We start from the raw sequence: 20,684 nt of genomic DNA on the forward strand, positions 1-20,684 counted from the left end.
GCGCCCCAACCCCCGTACGAACAAAGAACCTTGTCAGTCCCCGATACCCGCGAGGTCCCGCAGCCTGCGTGCCTGCGCGGCCCGCTCGGCACGGCGCTGCTCCTCGTACGAGCGGCCCGTGACGCCCTGGAGCAGTGCCTTGGTCTCGATGACCGCGTCGCGCGGTGCGGCGAGCAGGGCGGCGGCCAAGTCCTGGGCGGCGGCGTCGAGTTGGTCGCCAGGGACGACGAGGTTGGCGAGGCCGATGCGCTCGGCCTCGGCGGCCTGGACGAAGCGGCCGGTGGCGCAGATCTCCAGGGCGCGGGCGTATCCGACGAGGGAGACGAGCGGGTGCGTGCCGGTGAGGTCGGGCACCAGGCCGAGGCTGGTCTCGCGCATGGCGAACTGCGCGTCGTCGGCGGCGACCCGCAGGTCGCAGGCGAGCGCGAGCTGGAAGCCCGCGCCGATCGCATGGCCCTGGACGGCGGCGATGGACACGATGTCGCCGCGCCGCCACCAGGTGAACGCGTCCTGGTACTCGGCGATGGCCGCGTCGAGGTCGTCGTCGGCGCCGCGCGCGAGGTCGAGGAACGACGGCTCGCCCTCGAAGCCCTCGGGCGTGAACGCCTGCCGGTCGAGGCCCGCGGAGAAGGACTTGCCCTCGCCGCGCAGCAGCACCACGCGGACGCTGCCGGGCAGCACCCGGCCGGCCTCGGTCAACGCCCGCCACAGAGCGGGAGACTGGGCGTTGCGCTTGGCCGCGTTGGCCAGCGTCACCGTGGCCACGGCGCCGTCGATCGTGAGACGTACGCCGTCCTGATCGAGAACCGGTGCCGTCGCGCCTGAACCGCTCAGTCCGATCGGACCGGTCTCAGCCGAACCGCTCGGGCTGCTCGAACCGCTGTCGGGCGAAGCCATCAATGCCTCCGGTGGTGAGTGCAGTCGTCGTGAACGGACGCGTCGACGCAGGTCAGCACCCATGCGGACGCAGATTCACGACCGCATCAGCGCATGTCGACGCACCGCCTTGCGGGCACTGGCTCGCGCCCACAAGTGACTGCACAGTAACCACCCGGTCGATCAGCCGATCGACCGGGTGGCCACACCGGCCCACCGGAGCCGGACGGCCGCGAGACGGCTGCTAGCTGGAAGCCGCCTTCTTGCCTCGCGTCGCCCCGCCGCGTCCCCGCAGCGTGACTCCGGACTCACTGAGCATCCGGTGGACGAACCCGTAGCTACGGCCGGTCTCTTCGGCCAACGCCCGGATGCTCGCACCGCCGTCGTACTTCTTCTTCAGGTCTGCCGCGAGCTTGTCGCGCGCGGCGCCGGTTACCCGGCTGCCCTTCTTCAGAGTCTCGGCCACCCGTGCCTCCTCATGGGAAGTGCGCTCTGGACTTCTCATGATCACCCCTACCGGGCCTCCTGGCCACCCATTCGGCAAGGTCCGTGCGACTTGATTGGCCGCGCGTCAAGCGGCCGCCACGAGCGGAATTAACGATTCCGCACGTCCCTGCACGTACCGCCGAATGGGTTCTGCGAGGAAGCGGCAGGTCAGCGGCGTGCCGGGGAAAGGCGGGCCTGCGGGTCCCGTGGGACGAAGAAATCCGTGTATCGCACACGTCGGTACGAGGACGACTCACACAGATGAAGGATCACGGATCGGCCGAATGATCCATACGCAGTGGATCAGTCAATCGATCAAGCGCGCTGGAGGTCGCCCGGCGGGGCCGTGACGGGTCCGTCGGGCGTCTCGCCAGGCGGTCCCGTCAGGCGAGGGCGACCAGGTCCGCGTAGTCCGCGCCCCACAGGTCCTCGACGCCGTCCGGCAGCAGAATGATCCGCTCCGGTTGCAGCGCCTCGACGGCGCCCTCGTCGTGGGTGACGAGGACGACGGCGCCCTTGTAGGTGCGCAGCGCGCCCAGGATCTCCTCGCGGCTGGCGGGGTCGAGGTTGTTGGTGGGCTCGTCGAGGAGCAGCACGTTGGCCGAGGAGACGACGAGCGTCGCGAGGGCGAGACGGGTCTTCTCGCCGCCGGACAGCACGGCCGCGGGCTTGTCGACGTCGTCTCCGGAGAAGAGGAACGAGCCGAGCGTCTTGCGCACCTCGACGAGGTCGAGGTCGGGGGCGGCGGAGCGCATGTTCTCCAGGACCGTGCGCTCGGGGTCGAGGGTCTCGTGCTCCTGGGCGTAGTAGCCGAGCTTGAGGCCGTGGCCCTCTATGACCTGCCCGGTGTCGGGCTTCTCGGCGCCGCCGAGGAGGCGCAGGAGGGTGGTCTTGCCCGCGCCGTTGAGGCCGAGGATGACGACGCGCGACCCCTTGTCGATGGCGAGGTCCACATCGGTGAAGATCTCGAGCGAGCCGTACGACTTCGAGAGTCCCTCGGCCATGAGCGGCGTCTTGCCGCACGGCGAGGGCTCCGGGAAGCGCAGCTTGGCGACCTTGTCGCTCTGGCGCACGTCCTCGAGGCCCGCGAGGAGCTTGTCGGCGCGGCGCGCCATGTTCTGCGCGGCGACCGTCTTGGTGGCCTTGGCCCGCATCTTGTCGGCCTGCGAGTGCAGGGCCGCGGCCTTCTTCTCGGCGTTCTGGCGCTCGCGCTTGCGGCGCTTCTCGTCGGACTCGCGCTGCTGCTGGTAGAGCTTCCAGCCCATGTTGTAGACGTCGATCGCGGAGCGGTTGGCGTCCAGGTAGAAGACCTTGTTGACGACCGTCTCGACGAGGTCGACGTCGTGGGAGATCACGATGAAGCCGCCGCGGTACGTCTTCAGGTAGTCCCGCAGCCAGACGATGGAGTCGGCGTCCAGGTGGTTCGTCGGCTCGTCGAGCAGCAGGGTGTCCGCGTCGGAGAACAGGATCCGGGCCAGCTCGATGCGGCGGCGCTGACCGCCGGAGAGCGTGTGCAGGGGCTGGCCGAGCACGCGGTCCGGGAGGTTCAGGGCGGCGGCGATGGTGGCGGCCTCGGCCTCGGCTGCGTACCCGCCCTTGGTGAGGAACTCCGTCTCCTGGCGCTCGTACTGCTTGAGGGCCTTCTCGCGGGTGGCGCCCGCGCCGTTCGCGATGCGCTGTTCGTTCTCGCGCATCTTGCGGATCAGTACGTCGAGTCCGCGCGCGGAGAGGACGCGGTCGCGGGCGAGCACGTCGAGGTCGCCCGTACGCGGGTCCTGCGGGAGATAGCCGACCTCTCCGGAGCGGCTGATCGTGCCGCCCGCCGGGGTGCCCTCACCGGCCAGGCACTTGGTGAGCGTCGTCTTGCCCGCGCCGTTGCGGCCGACGAGGCCGATGCGGTCGCCCTTGGCGATGCGGAACGAGGCGTTCTCGATGAGGATGCGGGCGCCGGCACGCAGCTCGATACCGGAGGCGGTGATCACGGTCAGACTCCTGGACAGGGGAAAGGACGGCGGGAGAAGGGCATGGACGATGCACGATGCGATGCCGCGCCGCTAAGCGCGCCGCTCAGCTCAGCCGTCTAATGCAGCAGGAGAATGGCCATAGGGGCAATTCTAACGGGGGGCCGCAAGCGGTTTTTCCTCGCGGGGGGCGGGGCGCTGGGCACGGGGCCGGCGGGGGGTGCTTGGGCCGCGGGGCTGCGGCGTCTGTGCGGGGGCGGGGGCGACACGGTGTGGCGGGGTGGCCCCGTCCCCCGTTCGGACCTCCGTCCGGGGCCGGGGGGCGGGCGGCGTATCAGGATGAAGTCGCCGGACGTCCGGCGCGGGGCGGCGCGGCGTCGGCCCGCAGACGAGGCAGCGGTCTCGCCCCGAGGCTGTCGGCTCGCCCCGCGGCAGCCGTCTCACCCCCGGGACGACCGCCTCGCCCCCGACGGCAGTGGGTCTCGTACTCGATGCAGGCAGAGGGTGGTGTGCCCATGCAGTTCGACGACGACGCGGATCTTGACACCTCTGAGGTGCAGGATGTGCGGGGCAGCCGGATTCCCGGCGGCAGGGCGACCGTCGGTGGTGGCATCGCGGGGCTGATCGCGCTGCTGCTCGGGCTGTTCTTCGGTGTCGGTCCGGACCAGCTCGGGTTGACCGACGACGGCGGCGACGAACCCGCGGCCTCGTCCTCCTCGCTGGCCCAGGTCCAGCAGAGCTGCCGTACCGGCAAGGACGCGAACGCCCGGGAGGACTGCCGGACCGTGGCGGTGGTCAACAGCGTCCAGGACTACTGGCGCCAGGAGTTCCCGCGCCGCGGGGGCCGGTACGCGCCGGCGCCGACCGTGTTCTTCAGCGGCCGGGTCGGCACGGCGTGCGGCGCCGCGTCGTCGGCGGTCGGCCCCTTCTACTGTCCCGGCGACCGCAAGGTCTACCTGGACCTGGGATTCTTCGACGAGCTGCGGACGAAGTTCGGCTCCAGCGGCGGCCCGTTCGCGCAGGCGTACGTCGTGGCGCACGAGTACGGGCACCACGTGCAGAACCTGATGGGCACGCTGAGCCGGTCCCAGGACGGGCGCACGGGCGAGAACAGCAACGCCGTACGCGTCGAGCTGCAGGCCGACTGCTACGCGGGCGTGTGGGCGCACAACGCGACACGGACCCCCGACGAGTCGGGCAAGCCGCTGATCACCAAGCTCACGGACGCCGACATCCGCGACGGCCTGGACGCGGCGGCCGCGGTCGGCGACGACCGCATCCAGCAGCGCTACCAGGGCCGCGTCACCCCCGAGTCGTGGACCCACGGCTCCGCCAAGCAGCGCCAGGACTGGTTCTACCAGGGCTTTCGTACCGGCGACATGGCGCAGTGCAACACCTTCCGCTGAGGCGGCGGCCGGGCCCGTCCGGCGGCCGCGGGCCGTTGTCAGACCCGGGTGCAAGACTGTGGAACAGGTCACAGGGACAGGGGTCGAGGACGAAGGAGTGATCGGCATGACAGGCGCTGTCAGGGGACGCCCCAGCATCTTCCCCACGCTGTTGTACGCGGACGCCAAGGCCGCGATCAAGCAGCTCACGGAGGCCTTCGGCTTCACGGAGACGAGTGTGTACGAGAGCGAGGACGGCAAGATCCTGCACGCCGAACTCGCGTATGGGAACGGCGCGGTGATGCTCGGCTCGAAGGGCCGCGGCGGCCTCTTCGCCGAGACGATGGACAAGGCGGGCCCCACGGGGACGTACATCGTGGTGGACGACGTCGACGCCCACCACCAGCGCGCCGTCGAGCACGGCGCGGACATCCTGATGCCCCCGACGGACCAGGACTACGGCTCGCGGGACTACATGGCGCGGGACGCCGAGGGCAACATCTGGAGCTTCGGGACGTACGCCCCCGAGATAGGCGGCTGACCCGCCCCACCCCGCGGCTGAGGCGGGACGGGCGCGGCGCTCACATGCCCCCGGTGTGCACCTGGAACGCGGCGCGCCGCACGGCCTTCGCGAGCGCCGGGTCGGGGTGCGCCGCGGCGAGCGCGACGAGCACCTGCACGGTCCGCGGATGCCCGACGGTGCGCACCTCGTCGATGAGCGAGGGCACGGTCGGCTGCGGCGCCGACTCCAGATGGCGTACGAGGAGTTCGGCCTCGCCGTGGTCGGCCACGGCGGCGGCGGTGTCGACCCACAGCCAGGTCGACTCCTCCCGCGTCAGGACGAGGTGGACGTCCTCGGGGTCGGTGCCCTCGTGCTCGGCGAGCCACAGCAGGGCGTAGGGCCGCAGCGAGGTCTCGTCGACGACGGCGCGTACGTCGGGTTCGGCCGGGGCGCCGACGACCCGCAGGGCCTCGAAGGCCAGGCCGCGCAGCAGGGCGTCCTCGCCGCGGGCGGCGTCGAGGAGTTCGGTGACGGCGCTGCCGGCGTCGCGGGCGGCGAGCCAGGCGCGGTATTCGGCGCGGGCCGCGTTGGGCCGCAGGCGGGCGCAGCCGCGGAGCATGTCCTCGGCGGACTGCTCGATGTGCCCGGCGGGGCTCTGCGCGGCGACGCAGATCTGCTCCAGCTTGACCCACACGGCCCAGCTGCCCAGCGGAGTGAGCGTGGCCTGACCGTCGGCGCAGGTCAGGGCGCCGACGGCGGACAGGGCACGGAGGGCCCAGTCGAGCAGGGCGGGCAGCGGCGGGGCGGTGCCGTCGTCGGGGTCGGCGGCCGCGGTGGGCGGCGCGGAGGCAGCGGGGGGCGGCGCGGAGGCAACAGCAGCCAGTGCGGTCGCCGCGGCGGGCGGGACGGGGCCGCCGGGGGGCGGGACCGCATTGGTGTGCGGCGGTGACTTGGGCTCGGGCTCCGCCTGCGAGTCGTAGGGGATTTCGCAGCGTTCGGTGCGCAGCTCCCGGACGCGCTGGTCGAGCAGGTCCAGGAGCTGGGGCACGGGCACGGGGCCCGCCGACAGCTGGAGGAAGGAGAGGAGCTGGGGGACGGCCTCGACGGTTTCCGCGACGGTGGCGGGCGGCAGTTCGGCGGGGGCCGGGTGGGCGAGCGACCAGGCGTCGAACAGGGCGACCCAGCCGCGCAGGACGGCGGCGTCGTCCCGGTCCCAGGCGCGCAGCCGCCAGCCGGGCCGCGCGGCGGAGCCGTGCACCTCGACGAGTCCGGCCAGGCGGGCGGTGTCCCAGTCGGAGCGGACCTGGTGGACCGTCACGTCCAGTTCGGCGGCGGCGCGTTCGGCGGACGCGTCGGAGAGGACGCCGCCGGTCCCTTTGCCCGGACCCGCGGCGGCGTCGGCGGGCGCGGCGGCGGCAGCGGCGGTCCGGGCCTGCTTGCCGCCCTTCGCGCCGCCGGCCCCGGTGCCACTGGCCTTGGCGCCGTTCTTGGTTCCGTTCTTGGCTCCGGCCTTGGCGCTGTCCTTGCCGGTGCCGCGCTGCGGCCCGGTGCCGGGGCTCAGCGCGTGGTCGGCCCAGCGGGCGACGCGTACGGCGGCGGCCAGGCCCGCGCGGGCCATGCGGGCCAGCTCGGCGGGCGCGGGTGTGCCCTCGGGCGGCGGGGGCGCGGGACGGCGCGAACGGCGCTGGGTCACCGCGCCGGGGGTGCCGAGGGGACTGCGCGGTCGGACGCGCTCCGGCTCCGTTCGCCTTTCGGCCTTCGGGGACGGCGTGCGGACGAGGTGGAGCCGGGAGTCGCGCGGGATACGGGACGTCACGGGAGCAGTCTTCCTGCTGGCGGTCGGAAAACCCAAACGGAATCCCGGCGGCGCCCCGGCGCACGCGCCCGGCGGCGGTTGCGGACGGTCAGGCGCAGGGGTGAGGAAGTGGCCGCATCGGCTACATCAAGGGGGTGAGGAAGCGCCGCAGCGCCTCTTCGTACCGTGCGGGGTCGGCGTTCCACATGGCGCCGTGGGGCGCATCCGGAACGCTGTGCAGGGTGACGAGGTCGGGTCGCTTTCCGGCCAGTTGACGGGAGAGGCCCCAAGGGGCGACGACGTCGGCGGGGCCGTGCAGGAGAAGCGTCGGCACCTTCAGGGCGGCGGGGTCGGCGGTGGTGGCGACCCGGTCCCCGCGCAGTCCGGTGCGGCCCTGGGCGGCGCGCACGGCTAGCGGGAGCAGGGGTCCCGGGGTGCGGCGCGCGGTGGCGAGGGCGCGCAGGGTGGTCTCCCAGTCGAGCACCGGCGAGTCGAGGATCAGGCCGCTGACGCGGTCGCGGAGGCCGGAGTGGGCGGCGGCGTGCAGGGCCATCGAGGCGCCGGTGGACCAGCCGTACAGGACGACGTCGCGCGCGCCGTAGCGCACCGCGTAGCGGATGGCGGCGTCCAGGTCGCGCCACTCGGTCTCGCCGAGGTGGCCGAGCCCGTCCGGCGAGCGGGGCGCGCCCAGGTCGCCGCGGTAGGCGAGGTCGAGCACCGGCAGCTGCTGGCGGCGCAGGAAGTCCATGACGACCATCGGGTGCTCGCGCGTCGTGCCGAGGCCGTGCACGGTGATCACCCAGGTGTCGCGGTTGCCGGGCACGAACCAGGCGGGCAGCGGGCCGAGTTCGCCCGGGATGTCGACGTCGGCGTGGTCGATGCCGAGCGCGGCGTGCGGGTCGCCGATGTGGACCTGCGGGGTGAGCCAGACCCGGGCGCCGGGTTCCAGGGTGCCGTGGGTGACGCGTTCGAGGCGGCGTACGACCGTGTCGGCCTCGTGCGGGGCGGTGTCGAGGACCGGGCCGACCACGGCGTGGCAGCCGTCGCCGCTCAGGCCGTAGACGCCGGGGCGCTGGGAGGCCAGGGCGCGGGTGAGGGTGATCTGGCCCGCGGCCGTGGAGTGCACCGTCAGGCGCGGCTCCGTCGGCAGGGGGCGGCCCGCGGGGGCCTTCAGGGCGGCGTCGCTGGCGTAGCGGCCGGCCGCGATGGCCAGGGCGGCGGTGGCGCCTAGGACGGCGGTGGCGGTGGTGACGGCGGCGGCCGTCGCTTTGGCTGGGCGCACGGGTTCAGTGTCTGCGGGGTGCGGGCCGGGGGCCAGTGGGCGGGTGCCGGTGGGGTGGGTTTTCCCCAAACCCGCCCCTTCCTGAGACCGGGGGCTTCGCCCCCGGACCCCCTATCGGCCTTCGGCCTCGTCCTCAAACGCCGGACGGGCTGAAACCTGGCCGTACCCCGACAGTTTCTCTTCCACTTCGTGCAGCTGGCTCAAAGACAGGAGATGGGGCACACGTCCCGGTCCCGCCGTCGCCGTGAGCCACACCTGGCACATCCACTCCAGTTGGGCCGTGCGGTCGAAGGCCTGGGCGAGGGTGTCTGCGTAGGCGACCGTTCCGTGGTTCTGGAGGAGGCAGGCCGAGCGGTCGCGCAGGGCGCGCAGCATGTTCTCGGCCAACTCGTCGGAGCCGTACAAGGCATAGGGCGCGACACGGACGGGGCCGCCGAGGGCGGCGGTCATGTAGTGGATGGTGGGGAGTTCCGGTACGAGGGTGGAGACGGCGGTGGCGTGCACGGCGTGGGTGTGGACCACGGCGCCCGCCGCGGTGCTGCGGTAGACCGCCAGGTGCATGGGAAGTTCGCTGGTGGGGGCCAGGTCGCCGATGGTCCGGTTGCCGTCCAGGTCTACGCCGAGGACGTGCGCGGGCGTCAGCTTCTCGTAGGGGACGCCGCTCGGGGTGACGAGGACGGTGTCGCCGACGCGCACGGAGACGTTTCCCGAGGTGCCGACGACGAGGCCGTCCGTCACGGTCCTGCGGGCGGTCGCGACCAGTTCGTCCCAGGCCCGCGCGATGGCCTCGCGCGCCGGGCCCGCCGTCGTGTCGTGCCGCTGCTCAGTCATGCGGGCGATCCTGCCAGAGGGCGCCTCGGCGGCTGGCCGAGGTTCGCGGGGCCCGGGCGGATCTTCCAGTACTCTTTGGGCGTTTTGTCACGCACGCCGCCATCGGGGGGAAGCATGGCCCGTGAGCACAAATCGTCCCGTCGGAGCGCCCGCGCCCTGACCGTGTCCGTGGCGGTCGCGGCCGCCGTGGCGGTCGGCGGGACGGCCTTCGCCGAGATTCCGGTTCCGGCGGCCGCCCGGACCCGGGGGCACGACGTGTCCTCGCACCAGAAGAACGTCGACTGGCAGCGGGCCGAGGACAGGGGCGCGCGCTTCGTCTACGTGAAGGCCACCGAGTCCCACACCTACCGCAACCCCTACTTCCGTCAGCAGTACGACGGCTCCCGCGCGGTCGGCCTGGTCCGCGGCGCGTACCACTTCGCCCTGCCGCACAGGTCCTCGGGCCGGACCCAGGCCGCGCACTTCCTGCGCAACGGGGGCCAGTGGACGGCGGACGGCTGGACGCTGCCGCCCGCGCTGGACATCGAGCACAATCCGTACGGCGACCGGAAGTGCTACGGCCTGAGCAAGAGCCGGATGGTGGGCTGGATCAGGTCATTCAGCGACGAGGTGCGGCGGCAGACGGGACGCAGGCCGACGATCTACACGACCGCGCGGTGGTGGAACGACTGCACCGGCGGCAGCGCCGCCTTCGGGGCGAACCATCCGCTGTGGCTCGCCCGCTGGTCGTCCTCCCCCGGAGCGCTGCCTCGCGGCTGGTCCTTCTGGACGATCTGGCAGCACGACAACGGTGGCGACCTGCCGGGTGATCAGAATCTCTTCAATGGCTCGAAGGCCCAGCTCAAGGCGTTCGCCCGGGGCTAGCCGAAAGGGCCTCGGACGGCGGGATTCCGGGCCCACGACGGGCTCTCGCCGCTACCCGGCCGCACCTTCCGGTTGCCGCCGGACGGATGCGGAGTGGCGAGAACCCACTTCGAGTCACCGCACAGCCCAACTCAGTTCACTTTCCGTTCACTCAGGTTGCCTACGTTCCACGAGCCACTGACGTCCAACAGAAGCCTGGGTAAATGGAACACATCACGCTTCTCCTCGGGATCGTGATCGTTACCGCTCTCGTGTTCGATTTCACGAACGGTTTCCACGACACAGCCAACGCGATGGCGACGACCATCTCGACCGGCGCTCTCAAGCCCAAGACGGCGGTGGCCATGTCCGCCGTGCTGAATCTCGTCGGAGCGTTCCTCTCCGTCGAAGTCGCCAAGACGATCTCCGGCGGCATCATCAATGAAGACGGTCTGAAGACCGAAGTGATATTCGCGGCCCTGGTGGGCGCGATCCTCTGGAATCTTCTGACCTGGCTGCTCGGCCTGCCGTCCAGCTCCTCGCACGCCCTGTTCGGCGGCCTCATCGGCGCCGCCGTGATGTCCATGGGCTGGTCCTCGGTCAACGGCGGCACCGTCGTCACCAAGGTGCTGCTCCCCGCGATCGCGGCCCCGCTCGTCGCCGGTATCGCCGCGACGCTCGCGACCCGGCTCACGTACAAGATCAGCAGCCGCACCGACGAGAAGGCGACCTCGAAGGGGTACCGCGCGGGCCAGATCGCCTCCGCCGGACTCGTCTCGCTCGCCCACGGCACGAACGACGCCCAGAAGACGATGGGCATCATCACGCTGGCCCTCATCACCGGCGGCGTGCTCAACCCGGGCGCGAACCCCCCGATGTGGGTCATCGTCTCGGCCGGTGTCGCCATCGCGATGGGTACGTACCTCGGCGGCTGGCGGATCATCCGCACCATGGGCAAGGGCCTCACCGAGCTGGCGCCGCCGCAGGGCTTCGCGGCGCAGACGTCCGCCGCGACCGCCATCCTCGCCTCCTCGCACATCGGCTTCTCGCTCTCCACCACCCAGGTCTGCTCCGGCGCCGTCATGGGCGCGGGCCTCGGCCGCAAGGGCGGCGTGGTGCGCTGGTCCACGGCGACGCGGATGTTCGTGGCGTGGGGTCTGACGCTGCCTGCCGCCGGCCTGGTCGGCGCGGGCGCCGAGCTCCTCACCAAGCAGGGCACCTGGGGCATCGCCACCACGGCCGCGCTCCTCATCGGTGGCTCCGCCGTCATCTGGCAGCTGTCGCGCCGTCAGCCGGTGGACCACACGAACGTCACCGCCGACGAGATCGGCTCCGCCGGTGCCGACGCCGAGCCCGCGGGCGTCGTCACCACCGCCATCGCCGCCGTCTCCCCGCCGCCGGCGGGTCCGGTCGCCGCGGCCACCGAGGCCATCAAGGACACGGCCGCCGGCACCGCCGCCGCTGTCGACGTCCGGACGACCATCTCGCCCGCGCCCGCCGCGTCCGCCACGGCCGTGGCGGACTCCGCCCGGCCCGCCACGGTCTAAGGAAGAAGCAGCATGAAGATCGACTGGGCAGCTCTGGGCTCCGTCTTCGGAGTCAGCCTCGCGGTGACCGTCGCCCTCGTGGGCCTGTTCACGCTCGGCATCGTCGGCCTCTCCAAGCAGGAGCAGGCCCGGGAGGCGCAGGCGGCCGGAGGCTCCGCCGCCGCGCTCCCCGCACGCGTGGGCGCGTACGCGTGCTTCGCGCTGTGCGCGGGAGCAGTGGCGTACGGGATCTCGCTGATCGTCGCCTGACACGTCCGGTCGCCGCGCGACAGCGCGCGGACCGGAATCGCAGCACAAGCCCTGGGGGGCGACCGACATGGTCGCCCCCCAGGGCTTTCGCAGTTCAGGGCCCGGTCCGCGCCCCCGCGGGCTAGATCAAAAGCGCGCATCACCGTACGTCCGCGATCAGGACGCGCGGCCATTCGCTCAAGTTCGATTAGACATACGGCATACTGGGTAGCAGCAGTCTGCTAGGGTCTGCCGCACATATGTCAGACAGAGCGGCTGCGCTGCGCTGCACGGCGGAGGGCCAGTCTTCGTTAGGCATAACTTCTTATCGCTGCCCTTCGTACGGCTTCATGGCGAGCTGACTCCTGGTCGTAGTGAAGGAGCCTCATGCCCAGCGAAGTAGACCCGAGCCTGAATCGTCGTAAGCTCCGCATCGCCCTGCGCAAGGCCCGTGAGGAAGCCGGGCAGACCCAGGGCGGCGCGGCCGGCGACCTCGAATGGTCCTTGTCGAAGCTGAACCGCATCGAAAAGGGCACAGTCAGCGTCTCGGTGACGGACCTTCGGGCGCTGCTGCGTCAGTACGGCGTGGACGACGAGGAAAGGGTGACCGAGCTGGTCTCCGCCGCCCGCGGCTCGAAGGGGCAGTCGTGGTGGGTGCAGTGGTCGGACATCGCCAACCCCCGGTTCACCGAGTACCTCCCGTTCGAGGCCGCCGCCGATTCACTGCGCACGTACCACCCGATCATCATGCCCGGCCTCCTGCACACCGAGGAGTACGCGGACGCCCTGTCCACCCCCGAGGTCAGCGACCCCGGCACCCGCCGCCGTCTCGTGGAGTTCCGCACGGCCCGCCAGGAGCGGGTCTTCGACGAGAGCGGGATCGGCGACCTCCACTTCGTCGTCGACGAGTCGGCGCTGCGTCGACAGATCGGGGGCCCCTCGGTGATGCGCGCGCAGTTGCAGCGCCTCATCGAAGTCGCCGAGCATCCCCGCGCCACGCTCCAGGTCCTGCCCTACTCGGCCGGGGCGCTGCTGAGCACGCAGAACGCGTTCGTGCTCCTCGGCTTCAAGGACGACGACGACCTGATCTACCTGGAGAGCGCCCAGTCCGTCGTGGCCACCCGGGACGACTACGAAATGGTCGCCAACTTCCAGGACTGCTTCGAGCAACTGCGGCAGATCGCCTACAGCGACAGCCGCGCGATCGACCTGATCAACGAGGTCAAGGAAGGCTTCGCAGGCTGATTCCGGAGCCGTCCGCTCCGGGACGAGGGGAGGGCTGGCACGATGCCGGTCGTCACGTTGGCACGGTGGCTGTTGCGCTGCCTGACGGCCTCGGACACCACGAACCCGGCCGACCCCACACCCCCCGGCGGCGTCACGGGCGCCGGCGGGGGCCCGGCCGCTGATCCCCTGGACGGCGGCGAGCCCGTCCCCGCCGAACCCACCGCCCCCTCCCACATCCACGACCTCATCAGAGAAGGGATGAAGGATCCGGCGTTCGCCCGCGAACTGGACCGCCTTCTCGACAGCGAGCACCAGCGCAGTCTGCACACCCAGGAGCAGCAGACACTGAGTTTCCTGGCGAAGGCGGGCTGTGTGTCGGTGTGTCTCGCCGTGGTCGTCGTGGCGCTGGTGCCGGCCGGGATCGTCGCCCAGGGCGTCGTCGCGCACTACGACGTCAACCCCTGGCACTTCGTCGTCGCGCTGACGGGTGGCTGCGGACTGCTGACCGCCGCGGTGGGCTGGCTCGTACGGACCCTGCGCCGCGGCCGCCGCCAGGAACCGGCCGCTACGACCGACGCCGGCCCTCCGGCTGACGGAGCGTCCGCGGACGGACCCGCTCCACGTGCCGGCGCGGGATGAGCGGCGTGCACCCCCACACGACCCCCGCGCCCGCAGCCACGACCGCGGCCGTGGCCAGCCAGACCGCGAGCCGGACTTGGAGGCCCTCCACGAGGAGGGAGGCGAGAGCACCGGCGGCCACCGCGACAGCACCGCTGACCACGCAGTACGACACGAAGACGAGGCGCCGGGCGGGCCCAGCGGCATGCCTGCTCAGTGGCAGCTGCCTGCTCTCAACCCCCATGGTCTCCAGCCTTTCGTGCGCACGCTGGGACAGCTCACTCCACCCCGACTCTCCCCGAGGCCACCCCTCTGACAAACGCGCGCCACGCCGACGGCGTCACGTTCATGTGCCCTTCACCGCGGTGATTCGAGTCACGGACCCACACCGCTCCATTCGGATGAGCCACTTCCACGCATTCACCGGTCGCCGTGCTGTAGCTGCTGGTGAACCACCGCCCTGCCGGTAAGTACTCGTCGGCCACACCGCCCCCTTGCCCGCTGCCCTCACGAGAGCCGGACGGTGCCTGGCCCGGCGGCAGTTGCCCGCGCCCTGCCGGGTTCGCGTTCCGCGTCGCTCTCCTGCTGTCATGTTCAAGCTTACGGAGAGTGGTGGGGCCCGCCTAGCCGTAAACCGGCCCTGGGCACGTGCCCGTGTGCACCTCCGCACACTCTCCCGTCGCAGGTCAACAGCGAGTTGACGGGCGTCGCGGGCCATGGTGGACTGCCCGAGCCAATTACGGCGGCAGAAGAGGAAGCCGGTGCGAATCCGGCGCGGTCCCGCCACTGTCACCGGGTGATCCGAACACGATCCCCGGGAGCCAGGAACTCTCGCCGCCGGTCTAGTCGAACCAGGGCGCGGACACCCTGAGTGAGGACATATCGCCATGCGCGGCCGCCCGTTGCCGGTCCCTGCTCCCTCGCGGGTGCCGTTCGCCCCGAGAACTCCGCTCGGCGTGGCGGCGGGCTGAGCCCATGTGTGCCGATCGCGACTTCGCGTACGGCGCCGCCGCCGGCCTCCTCGGTGACCTGCTGCTCGGCGATCCTCGCCGGGGGCATCCGGTCGCTGTGTTCGGGCGTGCCGCGGGGGCCGTGGAGCGGGTGCTGTGGCGCGACCACCGTGGGTGGGGCGCGCTGCACACGCTGGTGTGCGCCGGTGGTGCCGCGGGCGCCGGCGCGCTCGCCTCTCTTGCCGTACGCCGCTCCCCTGCCGCGTCCGTCGGGCTGACCGCCGCCGCCACCTGGGCCGTCCTCGGAGGGACTTCCCTCGGGCGGGAGGCCCGCGCCATCGGGGGTGCCCTCGCCGCCGGGGACGTCGACGTCGCCCGGGAGCGGCTGCCGCACCTGTGCGGGCGTGACCCCGAGGCACTGGACGCCGACGGGATCGCGCGTGCCGTGGTGGAGTCCGTCGCCGAGAACACCTCCGACGCCGTCGTGGGCGCGCTGGTGTGGGGTGCCGTCGGGGGCGTGCCGGGGCTGCTCGGGTTCCGTGCCGTCAACACGCTCGACGCGATGGTCGGGCACAAGTCCGCCAAGTACCGGCGCTACGGGTGGGCTTCCGCCCGCCTCGACGACGTCCTGGGGTGGCCCGGGGCGCGGCTCACCGCCGCGCTCGCCGTGGCCGCCGGGGGGTCGCCCCGGGGGGCGGTGCGGGCGTGGCGTGCCGACGCCCCGAAGCACCCCTCCCCCAACGCCGGGGTCGTGGAGGCCTCGTTCGCGGGGGCGTTGGGGGTGCGGCTCGGGGGGACTCTCTCGTACGGGGGGCGGGTTGAGCGTCGGCCTGTCCTCAACGGCGAGGGGCGCGCCGTCGCCGTGGACGACATCGAGCGGGCCGTGCAGCTGTCCCGGCGGGTGGGGTGGCTCGCCCTGGGGTGCGCGGTTGCTGTGGATCTTGTACGGCCGAAGCGGTGGAGGCGGTTCGCGTGAGTGGTGGGCTGCTGGTCGCCGGGACCACGTCCGATGCCGGGAAGAGTGTCGTCACCGCCGGGATCTGCCGGTGGCTCTCCCGCAAGGGAGTGTCCGTCGCGCCGTTCAAGGCGCAGAACATGTCGCTGAACTCGTTCGTCACGCGCGAGGGTGCCGAGATCGGGCGGGCGCAGGCCATGCAGGCGCAGGCCGCCCGGGTCGAGCCCAGCGTGCTGATGAATCCCGTGCTCCTGAAGCCGGGGAGCGACCGGTCGAGTCAGGTCGTGCTCATGGGCAGGCCCGTGGGCGAGATGAGTGCCCGCGGCTATCACGGAGGTCGGCAGGAAGCGCTGCTCGACACCGTCGTGGGATGCCTGGAAGAGCTTCGGGGCACGTATGACGCCGTGATCTGTGAAGGGGCGGGGAGTCCCGCCGAGATCAACCTCCGGCGTACCGACATCGTGAACATGGGGATCGCGCGGGCCGCCCGCTTCCCGGTCGTGGTGGTCGGGGACATCGACCGCGGGGGTGTGTTCGCCTCCTTCTTCGGGACCGTGGCGCTGCTGAGTCCGGCCGATCAGGAGCTGGTCGCGGGCTTCCTCGTCAACAAGTTCCGCGGGGACGTGTCGCTGCTCGAACCCGGGCTCGACATGCTGCGCGACCTCACCGGGCGGCGGACGTTCGGCGTGCTGCCGTTCCGGCACGGGCTCGGCATCGACGAGGAGGACGGGCTGCGAGTCTCGCTGCGCGGGGCGGTGCGGGAGTCCGTCGTGGCGGCGCCGGTGGGCGAGGACGTGCTGCGGGTCGCCGTGTGCGCGGTGCCGCTGATGTCCAACTTCACGGACGTGGACGCGCTGGCCGCCGAACCCGGCGTCGTGGTGCGGTTCGTGGACCGGGCCGAGGAGCTCGTCGACGCGGACCTCGTCGTCGTACCGGGAACGCGCGGCACCGTGCGCGCCCTGGAGTGGCTGCGTGAGCGCGGGCTCGCGGACGCGCTTGCGCGCCGGGCTGCCGAGGGGCGGCCGATCCTGGGGATCTGCGGCGGCTTCCAGGTGCTCGGGGAGCGGATCGAGGACGACGTCGAGTCGCGGGCCGGGACCGTGGACGGGCTCGGCCTTCTGCCCGTACGCGTCGCGTTCCAGCGGGAGAAGACCCTGGCCCGGCCCGTCGGCGAGGCTCTCGGCGAGTACGTCGAGGGGTACGAGATCCATCACGGCGTCGCCGAAGTCCTCGGCGGAGAACCCTTCCTGGACGGGTGTCGGGTCGGGGCCGTGTGGGGCACCCACTGGCACGGCTCGCTGGAGAGCGACGCGTTCCGGCGGCGCTTCCTCACCGAAGTCGCGCGTGCCGCGGGCCGCCGGTTCGTGCCCGCGCCCGACACCAGCTTCGGCACGCTGCGCGAGGAGCAGCTCGACCTCCTCGGCGACCTCATCGAAGAACACGCGGACACCGACGCGCTGCTGCGCCTGATCGAGACCGGCGCTCCGTCCGGTCTCCCCTTCATCGCACCGGGGGCACCCTCATGACCGTCCTGCTTCTGTCCACCGCCGACACGGACCTGCTCGCGGCCCGCGCCTGCGGCGCGGCGTACCGCATCGGCAACCCGGCCCGCGTGGACGTGCGCGAGGAGCTGCCCGCGCTCCTCGACGGCGCGGACGTCGCCGTCGTACGCCTCCTCGGCGGCAAACGCGCCTGGGAGGACGGGCTCGCCGCGCTGAAGGCGGCCGGGATCCCGACCGTCCTGCTCGGCGGCGAGACCGTGCCGGACGCCGAGCTGATGGCCGAGTCGTCGGTGCCCGCCGGTGTGGTGGCGGAGGCGCTGCGCTACCTCGTCGAGGGCGGCCCCGACAACCTCGTGGAGCTGGAGCGGTTCCTGTCCGACACCGTGCTCCTCACCGGCCACGGCTTCGCGGAGCCGCGGAAGATGCCCGAGTACGGGGTGCACGGGGAGCGCGCGCACGTCGAGGGGCGCCCGACCGTGGGCGTGCTCTTCTACCGCGCGCACCAGCTCTCCGGGAACACCGCGTTCGTGGACACGCTGTGCGACGCCATCGAGGCCAAGGGCGCCAACGCCCTTGCGGTGTACTGCGGTTCGCTGCGCGGCGCCGACCCCGGTCTGTACGAGACCCTCGGGCGGGCCGACGTCCTCGTCGCCACCGTCCTCGCCGCGGGCGGCACGCACGCCTCCGAGGCCAGCGCGGGCGGCGACGAGGAGGCCTGGGACATCGGCGCGCTCGCCGACCTCGACATCCCCGTCCTCCAGGGCCTCTGCCTGACCTCGTCCCGCGCCGCCTGGGCGGACTCCGACGCCGCCCTCTCCCCCATGGACGCCGCGATGCAGGTGGCGATCCCCGAGTTCGACGGCCGCATCGTCACCGTCCCGTTCAGCTTCAAGGAGCAGGGCCCCGACGACGTCCCCGTGTACGTCGCCGACCCCGAGCGGGCCGCGCGCGTCGCCGGAATCGCCGTACGCCACGGCCTGTTGCGGCACAAGCCGAACGCGGAGAAGAAGCTCGGCATCGTCTTCACCGCCTATCCGACCAAGCACAGCCGCGTCGGCAACGCCGTCGGCCTCGACACCCCCGCCTCCGCGGTACGCGTCCTCAACGCCCTGCGGGACGCGGGCTACGGCGTCCACGGCCACCCCGACAACGGCGACGAGCTGATCCACACCCTCATCAACGCCGGTGGCCACGACGTCGAATGGCTCACCGAGGAGCAGCTCGCCGCCGCGCCCGCGCGGGTGCCGCTCGCCGACTACCAGGCATGGTTCGACACGCTCGACCCCGAGCTGCGCGACGGCATGCTGGAGGCCTGGGGCGAGCCGCCCGGCAGCCTGTACGTCGACGGCGGCGACATCGTGCTCGCCTCGCTCCAGTTCGGGAACGTCGTCGTGATGATCCAGCCGCCGCGCGGCTTCGGCGAGAACCCCATCGCCATCTACCACGACCCGGACATGCCCCCGTCCCACCACTACATGGCCGCGTACCGCTGGCTGGACAACACGTTCGGCGCCGACGCCGTCGTGCACATGGGCAAGCACGGCACCATGGAGTGGCTGCCCGGCAAGGGCCTGGGACTGAGCGGTGGCTGCGCGCCGGACGCCGTGCTCGGCGACCTGCCGCTCGTCTACCCCTTCATCGTCAACGACCCCGGCGAGGGCACCCAGGCCAAGCGGCGCGGGCACGCCACCGTCGTGGACCACCTGGTGCCGCCGATGGCCCGCGCGGACACGTACGGCGACCTCGCGAAGCTGGAGCAGCTCCTCGACGAGTACGCGCTCGTCAGCGACCTCGACCCGACGAAGGCGCCCGCCGTGCGCGCGCAGATCTGGACGCTGGTGAAGGCCGCGGAGCTGCACCACGACCTGCACGTCGACGACCAGCCGGACGACGACTCGTTCGACGAGTTCGTGATGCACATCGACGGCTACCTGTGCGAGATCAAGGACGTACAGATCCGCGACGGCCTGCACATCCTCGGCGGCGGGCCCGTCGGTGAGGCGCGCGTCAACCTCGTCCTCGCGGTGCTCCGGGCCTCCCAGGTGTGGGGCGGCGCCGCCAACGCGCTGCCGGGGCTCCGGGCCTGTCTCGCGGAGCACTTCGGCCTGGACGAGAAGGAGTTGCTCGGTGAGCCGGGCGCGGCCGTGAAGGTGGCCGACGGGCTCACGGCTCTGGTGGACGGGCCCGCGCGGACCGCCGCCGACGCCATCGACCTCCTCGAGCAGTTGTGCCGGAGGCTCGCCGAGGGCATGGAGGAGCGCGGCTGGGACCTCGCCGCCGTGCGCGGGCTCGTCCGTGACGTCGTCGGCGTCGAACTGCCGCCCGCCGTCGCCGTCCTGGGCTTCGCCTGCGAGGAGGTCGTGCCCCGGCTCGCCCGCACCACCGACGAGATCGGCAACATCCTGCGCGCCCTCAACGGCGGGTACGTCCCCGCCGGTCCTTCGGGCTCCCCCACACGCGGCCTCGTCAACGTCCTGCCGACCGGCCGCAACTTCTACTCCGTCGACCCCAAGGCCATCCCGTCCAGGCTGAGTTGGGAGGTCGGGCAGTCGCTTGCCGACTCACTGATCGCCCGCTATCTGGCGGACACCGGCGAGCACCCGAAGTCCGTGGGCCTGACCGTGTGGGGCACCTCCGCGATGCGTACGCAGGGCGACGACATCGCGGAGATCCTCGCGCTGCTCGGGTGCCGGCCGGTGTGGGACGACGCGTCGCGCCGCGTCACCGGCTTCGAGGTCGTGCCCGTCGCGGAGCTCGGCCGGCCCCGCATCGACGTGACCGTCCGCATCTCCGGCTTCTTCCGCGACGCGTTCCCACACGTCGTGGGGCTGATCGACGACGCCGTACGGGCGGTCGCCGAACTCGACGAGGACGCCGCCGACAACTACGTACGCGCCCACGTCGACGAGGACGCCGCCGAACACGGCGACCGGCGGCGCGCCACCGCCCGCATCTTCGGCTCCAAGCCCGGCGCGTACGGGGCGGGGCTGCTGCCGCTCATCGACGCGCGCAACTGGCGCTCCGACGCCGATCTGGCGGAGGTGTACGCGGTGTGGGGCGGCTATGCGTACGGGCGGGGGCTCGACGGGCGGGCCGCTCGGGGGGACATGGAGACCGCTTTTCGGCGGATCGCCGTCGCCGCGAAGAATGTGGATACGCGCGAGCACGATCTCGTGGACGCCGACGACTACTTCCAGTACCACGGCGGGATGGTCGCCATGGTGCGGCACCTGACCGGCGAGTCGCCCGAGGCGTACGTCGGGGACTCGGCCGTGCCGGATCAGGTGAAGACGCGGACGTTGGGGGAAGAGACGCACCGGGTTTTCCGGGCTCGGGTCGTCAATCCGCGGTGGATGGCCGCGATGCGGCGGCACGGGTACAAGGGGGCCTTCGAGATGGCCGCCACCGTGGACTATCTGTTCGGGTACGACGCCACGGCTGGTGTCGTGGACGACTGGATGTACGAGAAGTTGTCGGCAGAGTACGTGTTCGACCCCGAGAATCGGGCGTTCATGGAGAAGTCCAATCCTTGGGCGTTGCGGGGGATTTCCGAGCGGTTGCTCGAGGCGGCGGAGCGAGGGCTCTGGGCCGAGCCGGACGCGGAGACGTTGGAGCGGTTGCGGGCCACGTATCTGGAGCTTGAGGGGCAGCTTGAGGGGGGTGCGGAGTGAGGCCCTGCGGGGCTTTCCCCAATCC

Annotated in this window: 17 protein-coding genes and 1 riboswitch; of the genes, 10 read left to right on the forward strand and 7 right to left on the reverse strand. The window is 72.1% G+C overall.

Annotated elements, in window-relative coordinates:
- Window positions 1-33: 33 nt before the first annotated feature.
- The 3 genes from IEY91_RS23875 to IEY91_RS23885 all read right to left on the reverse strand — a co-directional run bounded on the left by IEY91_RS23875 (window position 34) and on the right by IEY91_RS23885 (window position 3,344).
- Window positions 34-897 carry an enoyl-CoA hydratase/isomerase family protein gene (locus tag IEY91_RS23875; protein WP_229697200.1) on the reverse strand — a complete coding sequence of 288 codons (864 nt, stop codon included), beginning with the start codon at window positions 895-897 and terminating at the stop codon, window positions 34-36.
- A 223-nt stretch (window positions 898-1,120) separates the two neighbouring features.
- Window positions 1,121-1,342 (reverse strand): helix-turn-helix domain-containing protein, encoded by a 222-nt coding sequence (locus tag IEY91_RS23880; RefSeq protein WP_016645426.1) that lies wholly within the window; start codon window positions 1,340-1,342, stop codon window positions 1,121-1,123.
- A gap of 403 nt (window positions 1,343-1,745) precedes the next feature.
- Entirely contained in the window at window positions 1,746-3,344 is a 1,599-nt protein-coding gene (locus IEY91_RS23885) for an ABC-F family ATP-binding cassette domain-containing protein (RefSeq protein ID WP_189175637.1), read from the reverse strand.
- A 494-nt stretch (window positions 3,345-3,838) separates the two neighbouring features.
- Here IEY91_RS23885 and ypfJ point away from each other — a divergent pair, with 494 nt between their 5' ends.
- A complete protein-coding gene (ypfJ, locus tag IEY91_RS23890) occupies window positions 3,839-4,729 on the forward strand; it encodes a KPN_02809 family neutral zinc metallopeptidase (RefSeq protein ID WP_164326077.1) in 891 nt (296 codons plus the stop codon).
- Window positions 4,730-4,835: 106 nt separating this feature from the next.
- Window positions 4,836-5,249 carry a VOC family protein gene (locus IEY91_RS23895; RefSeq protein WP_164326076.1) on the forward strand — a complete coding sequence of 138 codons (414 nt, stop codon included), beginning with the start codon at window positions 4,836-4,838 and terminating at the stop codon, window positions 5,247-5,249.
- Between the two features lie 40 nt (window positions 5,250-5,289).
- Here the strand turns inward: IEY91_RS23895 and IEY91_RS23900 are convergent, their stop codons facing one another.
- The 3 genes from IEY91_RS23900 to IEY91_RS23910 all read right to left on the reverse strand — a co-directional run bounded on the left by IEY91_RS23900 (window position 5,290) and on the right by IEY91_RS23910 (window position 9,118).
- A complete protein-coding gene (locus IEY91_RS23900) occupies window positions 5,290-6,828 on the reverse strand; it encodes a hypothetical protein (protein WP_189175819.1) in 1,539 nt (512 codons plus the stop codon).
- Between the two features lie 319 nt (window positions 6,829-7,147).
- Window positions 7,148-8,287 (reverse strand): alpha/beta hydrolase family protein, encoded by a 1,140-nt coding sequence (locus tag IEY91_RS23905; protein ID WP_189175638.1) that lies wholly within the window; start codon window positions 8,285-8,287, stop codon window positions 7,148-7,150.
- A gap of 111 nt (window positions 8,288-8,398) precedes the next feature.
- Window positions 8,399-9,118, reverse strand: coding sequence for a class II aldolase/adducin family protein (locus IEY91_RS23910; RefSeq protein ID WP_189175639.1), 720 nt, complete (start codon window positions 9,116-9,118; stop codon window positions 8,399-8,401).
- Window positions 9,119-9,232: 114 nt separating this feature from the next.
- Here IEY91_RS23910 and IEY91_RS23915 point away from each other — a divergent pair, with 114 nt between their 5' ends.
- The 5 genes from IEY91_RS23915 (at window position 9,233) to IEY91_RS23935 (ending at window position 13,602) form a co-directional block, all read left to right on the forward strand.
- Window positions 9,233-9,982, forward strand: coding sequence for a lysozyme (locus IEY91_RS23915; protein ID WP_164326073.1), 750 nt, complete (start codon window positions 9,233-9,235; stop codon window positions 9,980-9,982).
- 203 nt (window positions 9,983-10,185) lie between these two features.
- Window positions 10,186-11,508 carry an inorganic phosphate transporter gene (locus IEY91_RS23920; RefSeq protein WP_189175640.1) on the forward strand — a complete coding sequence of 441 codons (1,323 nt, stop codon included), beginning with the start codon at window positions 10,186-10,188 and terminating at the stop codon, window positions 11,506-11,508.
- 12 nt (window positions 11,509-11,520) lie between these two features.
- Window positions 11,521-11,757, forward strand: a complete 237-nt coding sequence (locus IEY91_RS23925) for a hypothetical protein (protein WP_164326071.1) — start codon at window positions 11,521-11,523, stop codon at window positions 11,755-11,757.
- Between the two features lie 366 nt (window positions 11,758-12,123).
- On the forward strand, window positions 12,124-12,981 hold the full coding sequence (locus IEY91_RS23930) for a helix-turn-helix domain-containing protein (protein WP_164326070.1): 858 nt from the start codon (window positions 12,124-12,126) through the stop codon (window positions 12,979-12,981).
- Between the two features lie 42 nt (window positions 12,982-13,023).
- Complete coding sequence (locus IEY91_RS23935; protein ID WP_189175641.1) at window positions 13,024-13,602, forward strand: hypothetical protein; 579 nt, start codon at window positions 13,024-13,026, stop codon at window positions 13,600-13,602.
- Window positions 13,603-13,859: 257 nt separating this feature from the next.
- On the opposite strand, the gene IEY91_RS42385 is transcribed toward IEY91_RS23935, so the two are convergent.
- On the reverse strand, window positions 13,860-14,066 hold the full coding sequence (locus IEY91_RS42385; RefSeq protein ID WP_189175642.1) for a DUF397 domain-containing protein: 207 nt from the start codon (window positions 14,064-14,066) through the stop codon (window positions 13,860-13,862).
- A 205-nt stretch (window positions 14,067-14,271) separates the two neighbouring features.
- Window positions 14,272-14,432, forward strand: a riboswitch (cobalamin riboswitch).
- A 124-nt stretch (window positions 14,433-14,556) separates the two neighbouring features.
- On the opposite strand from IEY91_RS42385, the gene IEY91_RS23945 reads away from it, so the two are divergent.
- The 3 genes from IEY91_RS23945 to cobN are packed head-to-tail and all read left to right on the forward strand — an operon-like array spanning window position 14,557 to window position 20,659.
- Complete coding sequence (locus IEY91_RS23945) at window positions 14,557-15,507, forward strand: cobalamin biosynthesis protein (RefSeq protein ID WP_189175643.1); 951 nt, start codon at window positions 14,557-14,559, stop codon at window positions 15,505-15,507.
- Window positions 15,504-17,012: a cobyric acid synthase gene (locus IEY91_RS23950; RefSeq protein WP_189175644.1), complete on the forward strand. Its 1,509-nt coding sequence runs from the start codon at window positions 15,504-15,506 to the stop codon at window positions 17,010-17,012. Before IEY91_RS23945 ends, IEY91_RS23950 begins: the two co-directional genes overlap by 4 nt.
- Window positions 17,009-20,659 (forward strand): cobaltochelatase subunit CobN, encoded by a 3,651-nt coding sequence (cobN, locus tag IEY91_RS23955; RefSeq protein WP_189175645.1) that lies wholly within the window; start codon window positions 17,009-17,011, stop codon window positions 20,657-20,659. The genes IEY91_RS23950 and cobN overlap by 4 nt, the downstream gene beginning before the upstream one ends.
- Window positions 20,660-20,684 lie beyond the last annotated feature (25 nt).

Source organism: Streptomyces lasiicapitis, from assembly GCF_014646335.1.
Lineage (GTDB): Bacteria > Actinomycetota > Actinomycetes > Streptomycetales > Streptomycetaceae > Streptomyces > Streptomyces lasiicapitis.

What these genes read in the sequence shown, in the direction of transcription:
- IEY91_RS23875 (WP_229697200.1), bottom strand. Translation starts at nt 897, where the DNA reads ATGGCTTCGCCCGACAGCGGTTCGAGCAGCCCGAGCGGTTCGGCTGAG.
- ypfJ (WP_164326077.1), top strand. Translation starts at nt 3,839, where the DNA reads ATGCAGTTCGACGACGACGCGGATCTTGACACCTCTGAGGTGCAGGAT.
- IEY91_RS23895 (WP_164326076.1), top strand. Translation starts at nt 4,836, where the DNA reads ATGACAGGCGCTGTCAGGGGACGCCCCAGCATCTTCCCCACGCTGTTG.
- IEY91_RS23900 (WP_189175819.1), bottom strand. Translation starts at nt 6,828, where the DNA reads ATGGCCCGCGCGGGCCTGGCCGCCGCCGTACGCGTCGCCCGCTGGGCC.
- IEY91_RS23910 (WP_189175639.1), bottom strand. Translation starts at nt 9,118, where the DNA reads ATGACTGAGCAGCGGCACGACACGACGGCGGGCCCGGCGCGCGAGGCC.
- IEY91_RS23915 (WP_164326073.1), top strand. Translation starts at nt 9,233, where the DNA reads ATGGCCCGTGAGCACAAATCGTCCCGTCGGAGCGCCCGCGCCCTGACC.
- IEY91_RS23920 (WP_189175640.1), top strand. Translation starts at nt 10,186, where the DNA reads ATGGAACACATCACGCTTCTCCTCGGGATCGTGATCGTTACCGCTCTC.
- IEY91_RS23925 (WP_164326071.1), top strand. Translation starts at nt 11,521, where the DNA reads ATGAAGATCGACTGGGCAGCTCTGGGCTCCGTCTTCGGAGTCAGCCTC.
- IEY91_RS23930 (WP_164326070.1), top strand. Translation starts at nt 12,124, where the DNA reads ATGCCCAGCGAAGTAGACCCGAGCCTGAATCGTCGTAAGCTCCGCATC.
- IEY91_RS23935 (WP_189175641.1), top strand. Translation starts at nt 13,024, where the DNA reads ATGCCGGTCGTCACGTTGGCACGGTGGCTGTTGCGCTGCCTGACGGCC.
- IEY91_RS23945 (WP_189175643.1), top strand. Translation starts at nt 14,557, where the DNA reads ATGTGTGCCGATCGCGACTTCGCGTACGGCGCCGCCGCCGGCCTCCTC.
- cobN (WP_189175645.1), top strand. Translation starts at nt 17,009, where the DNA reads ATGACCGTCCTGCTTCTGTCCACCGCCGACACGGACCTGCTCGCGGCC.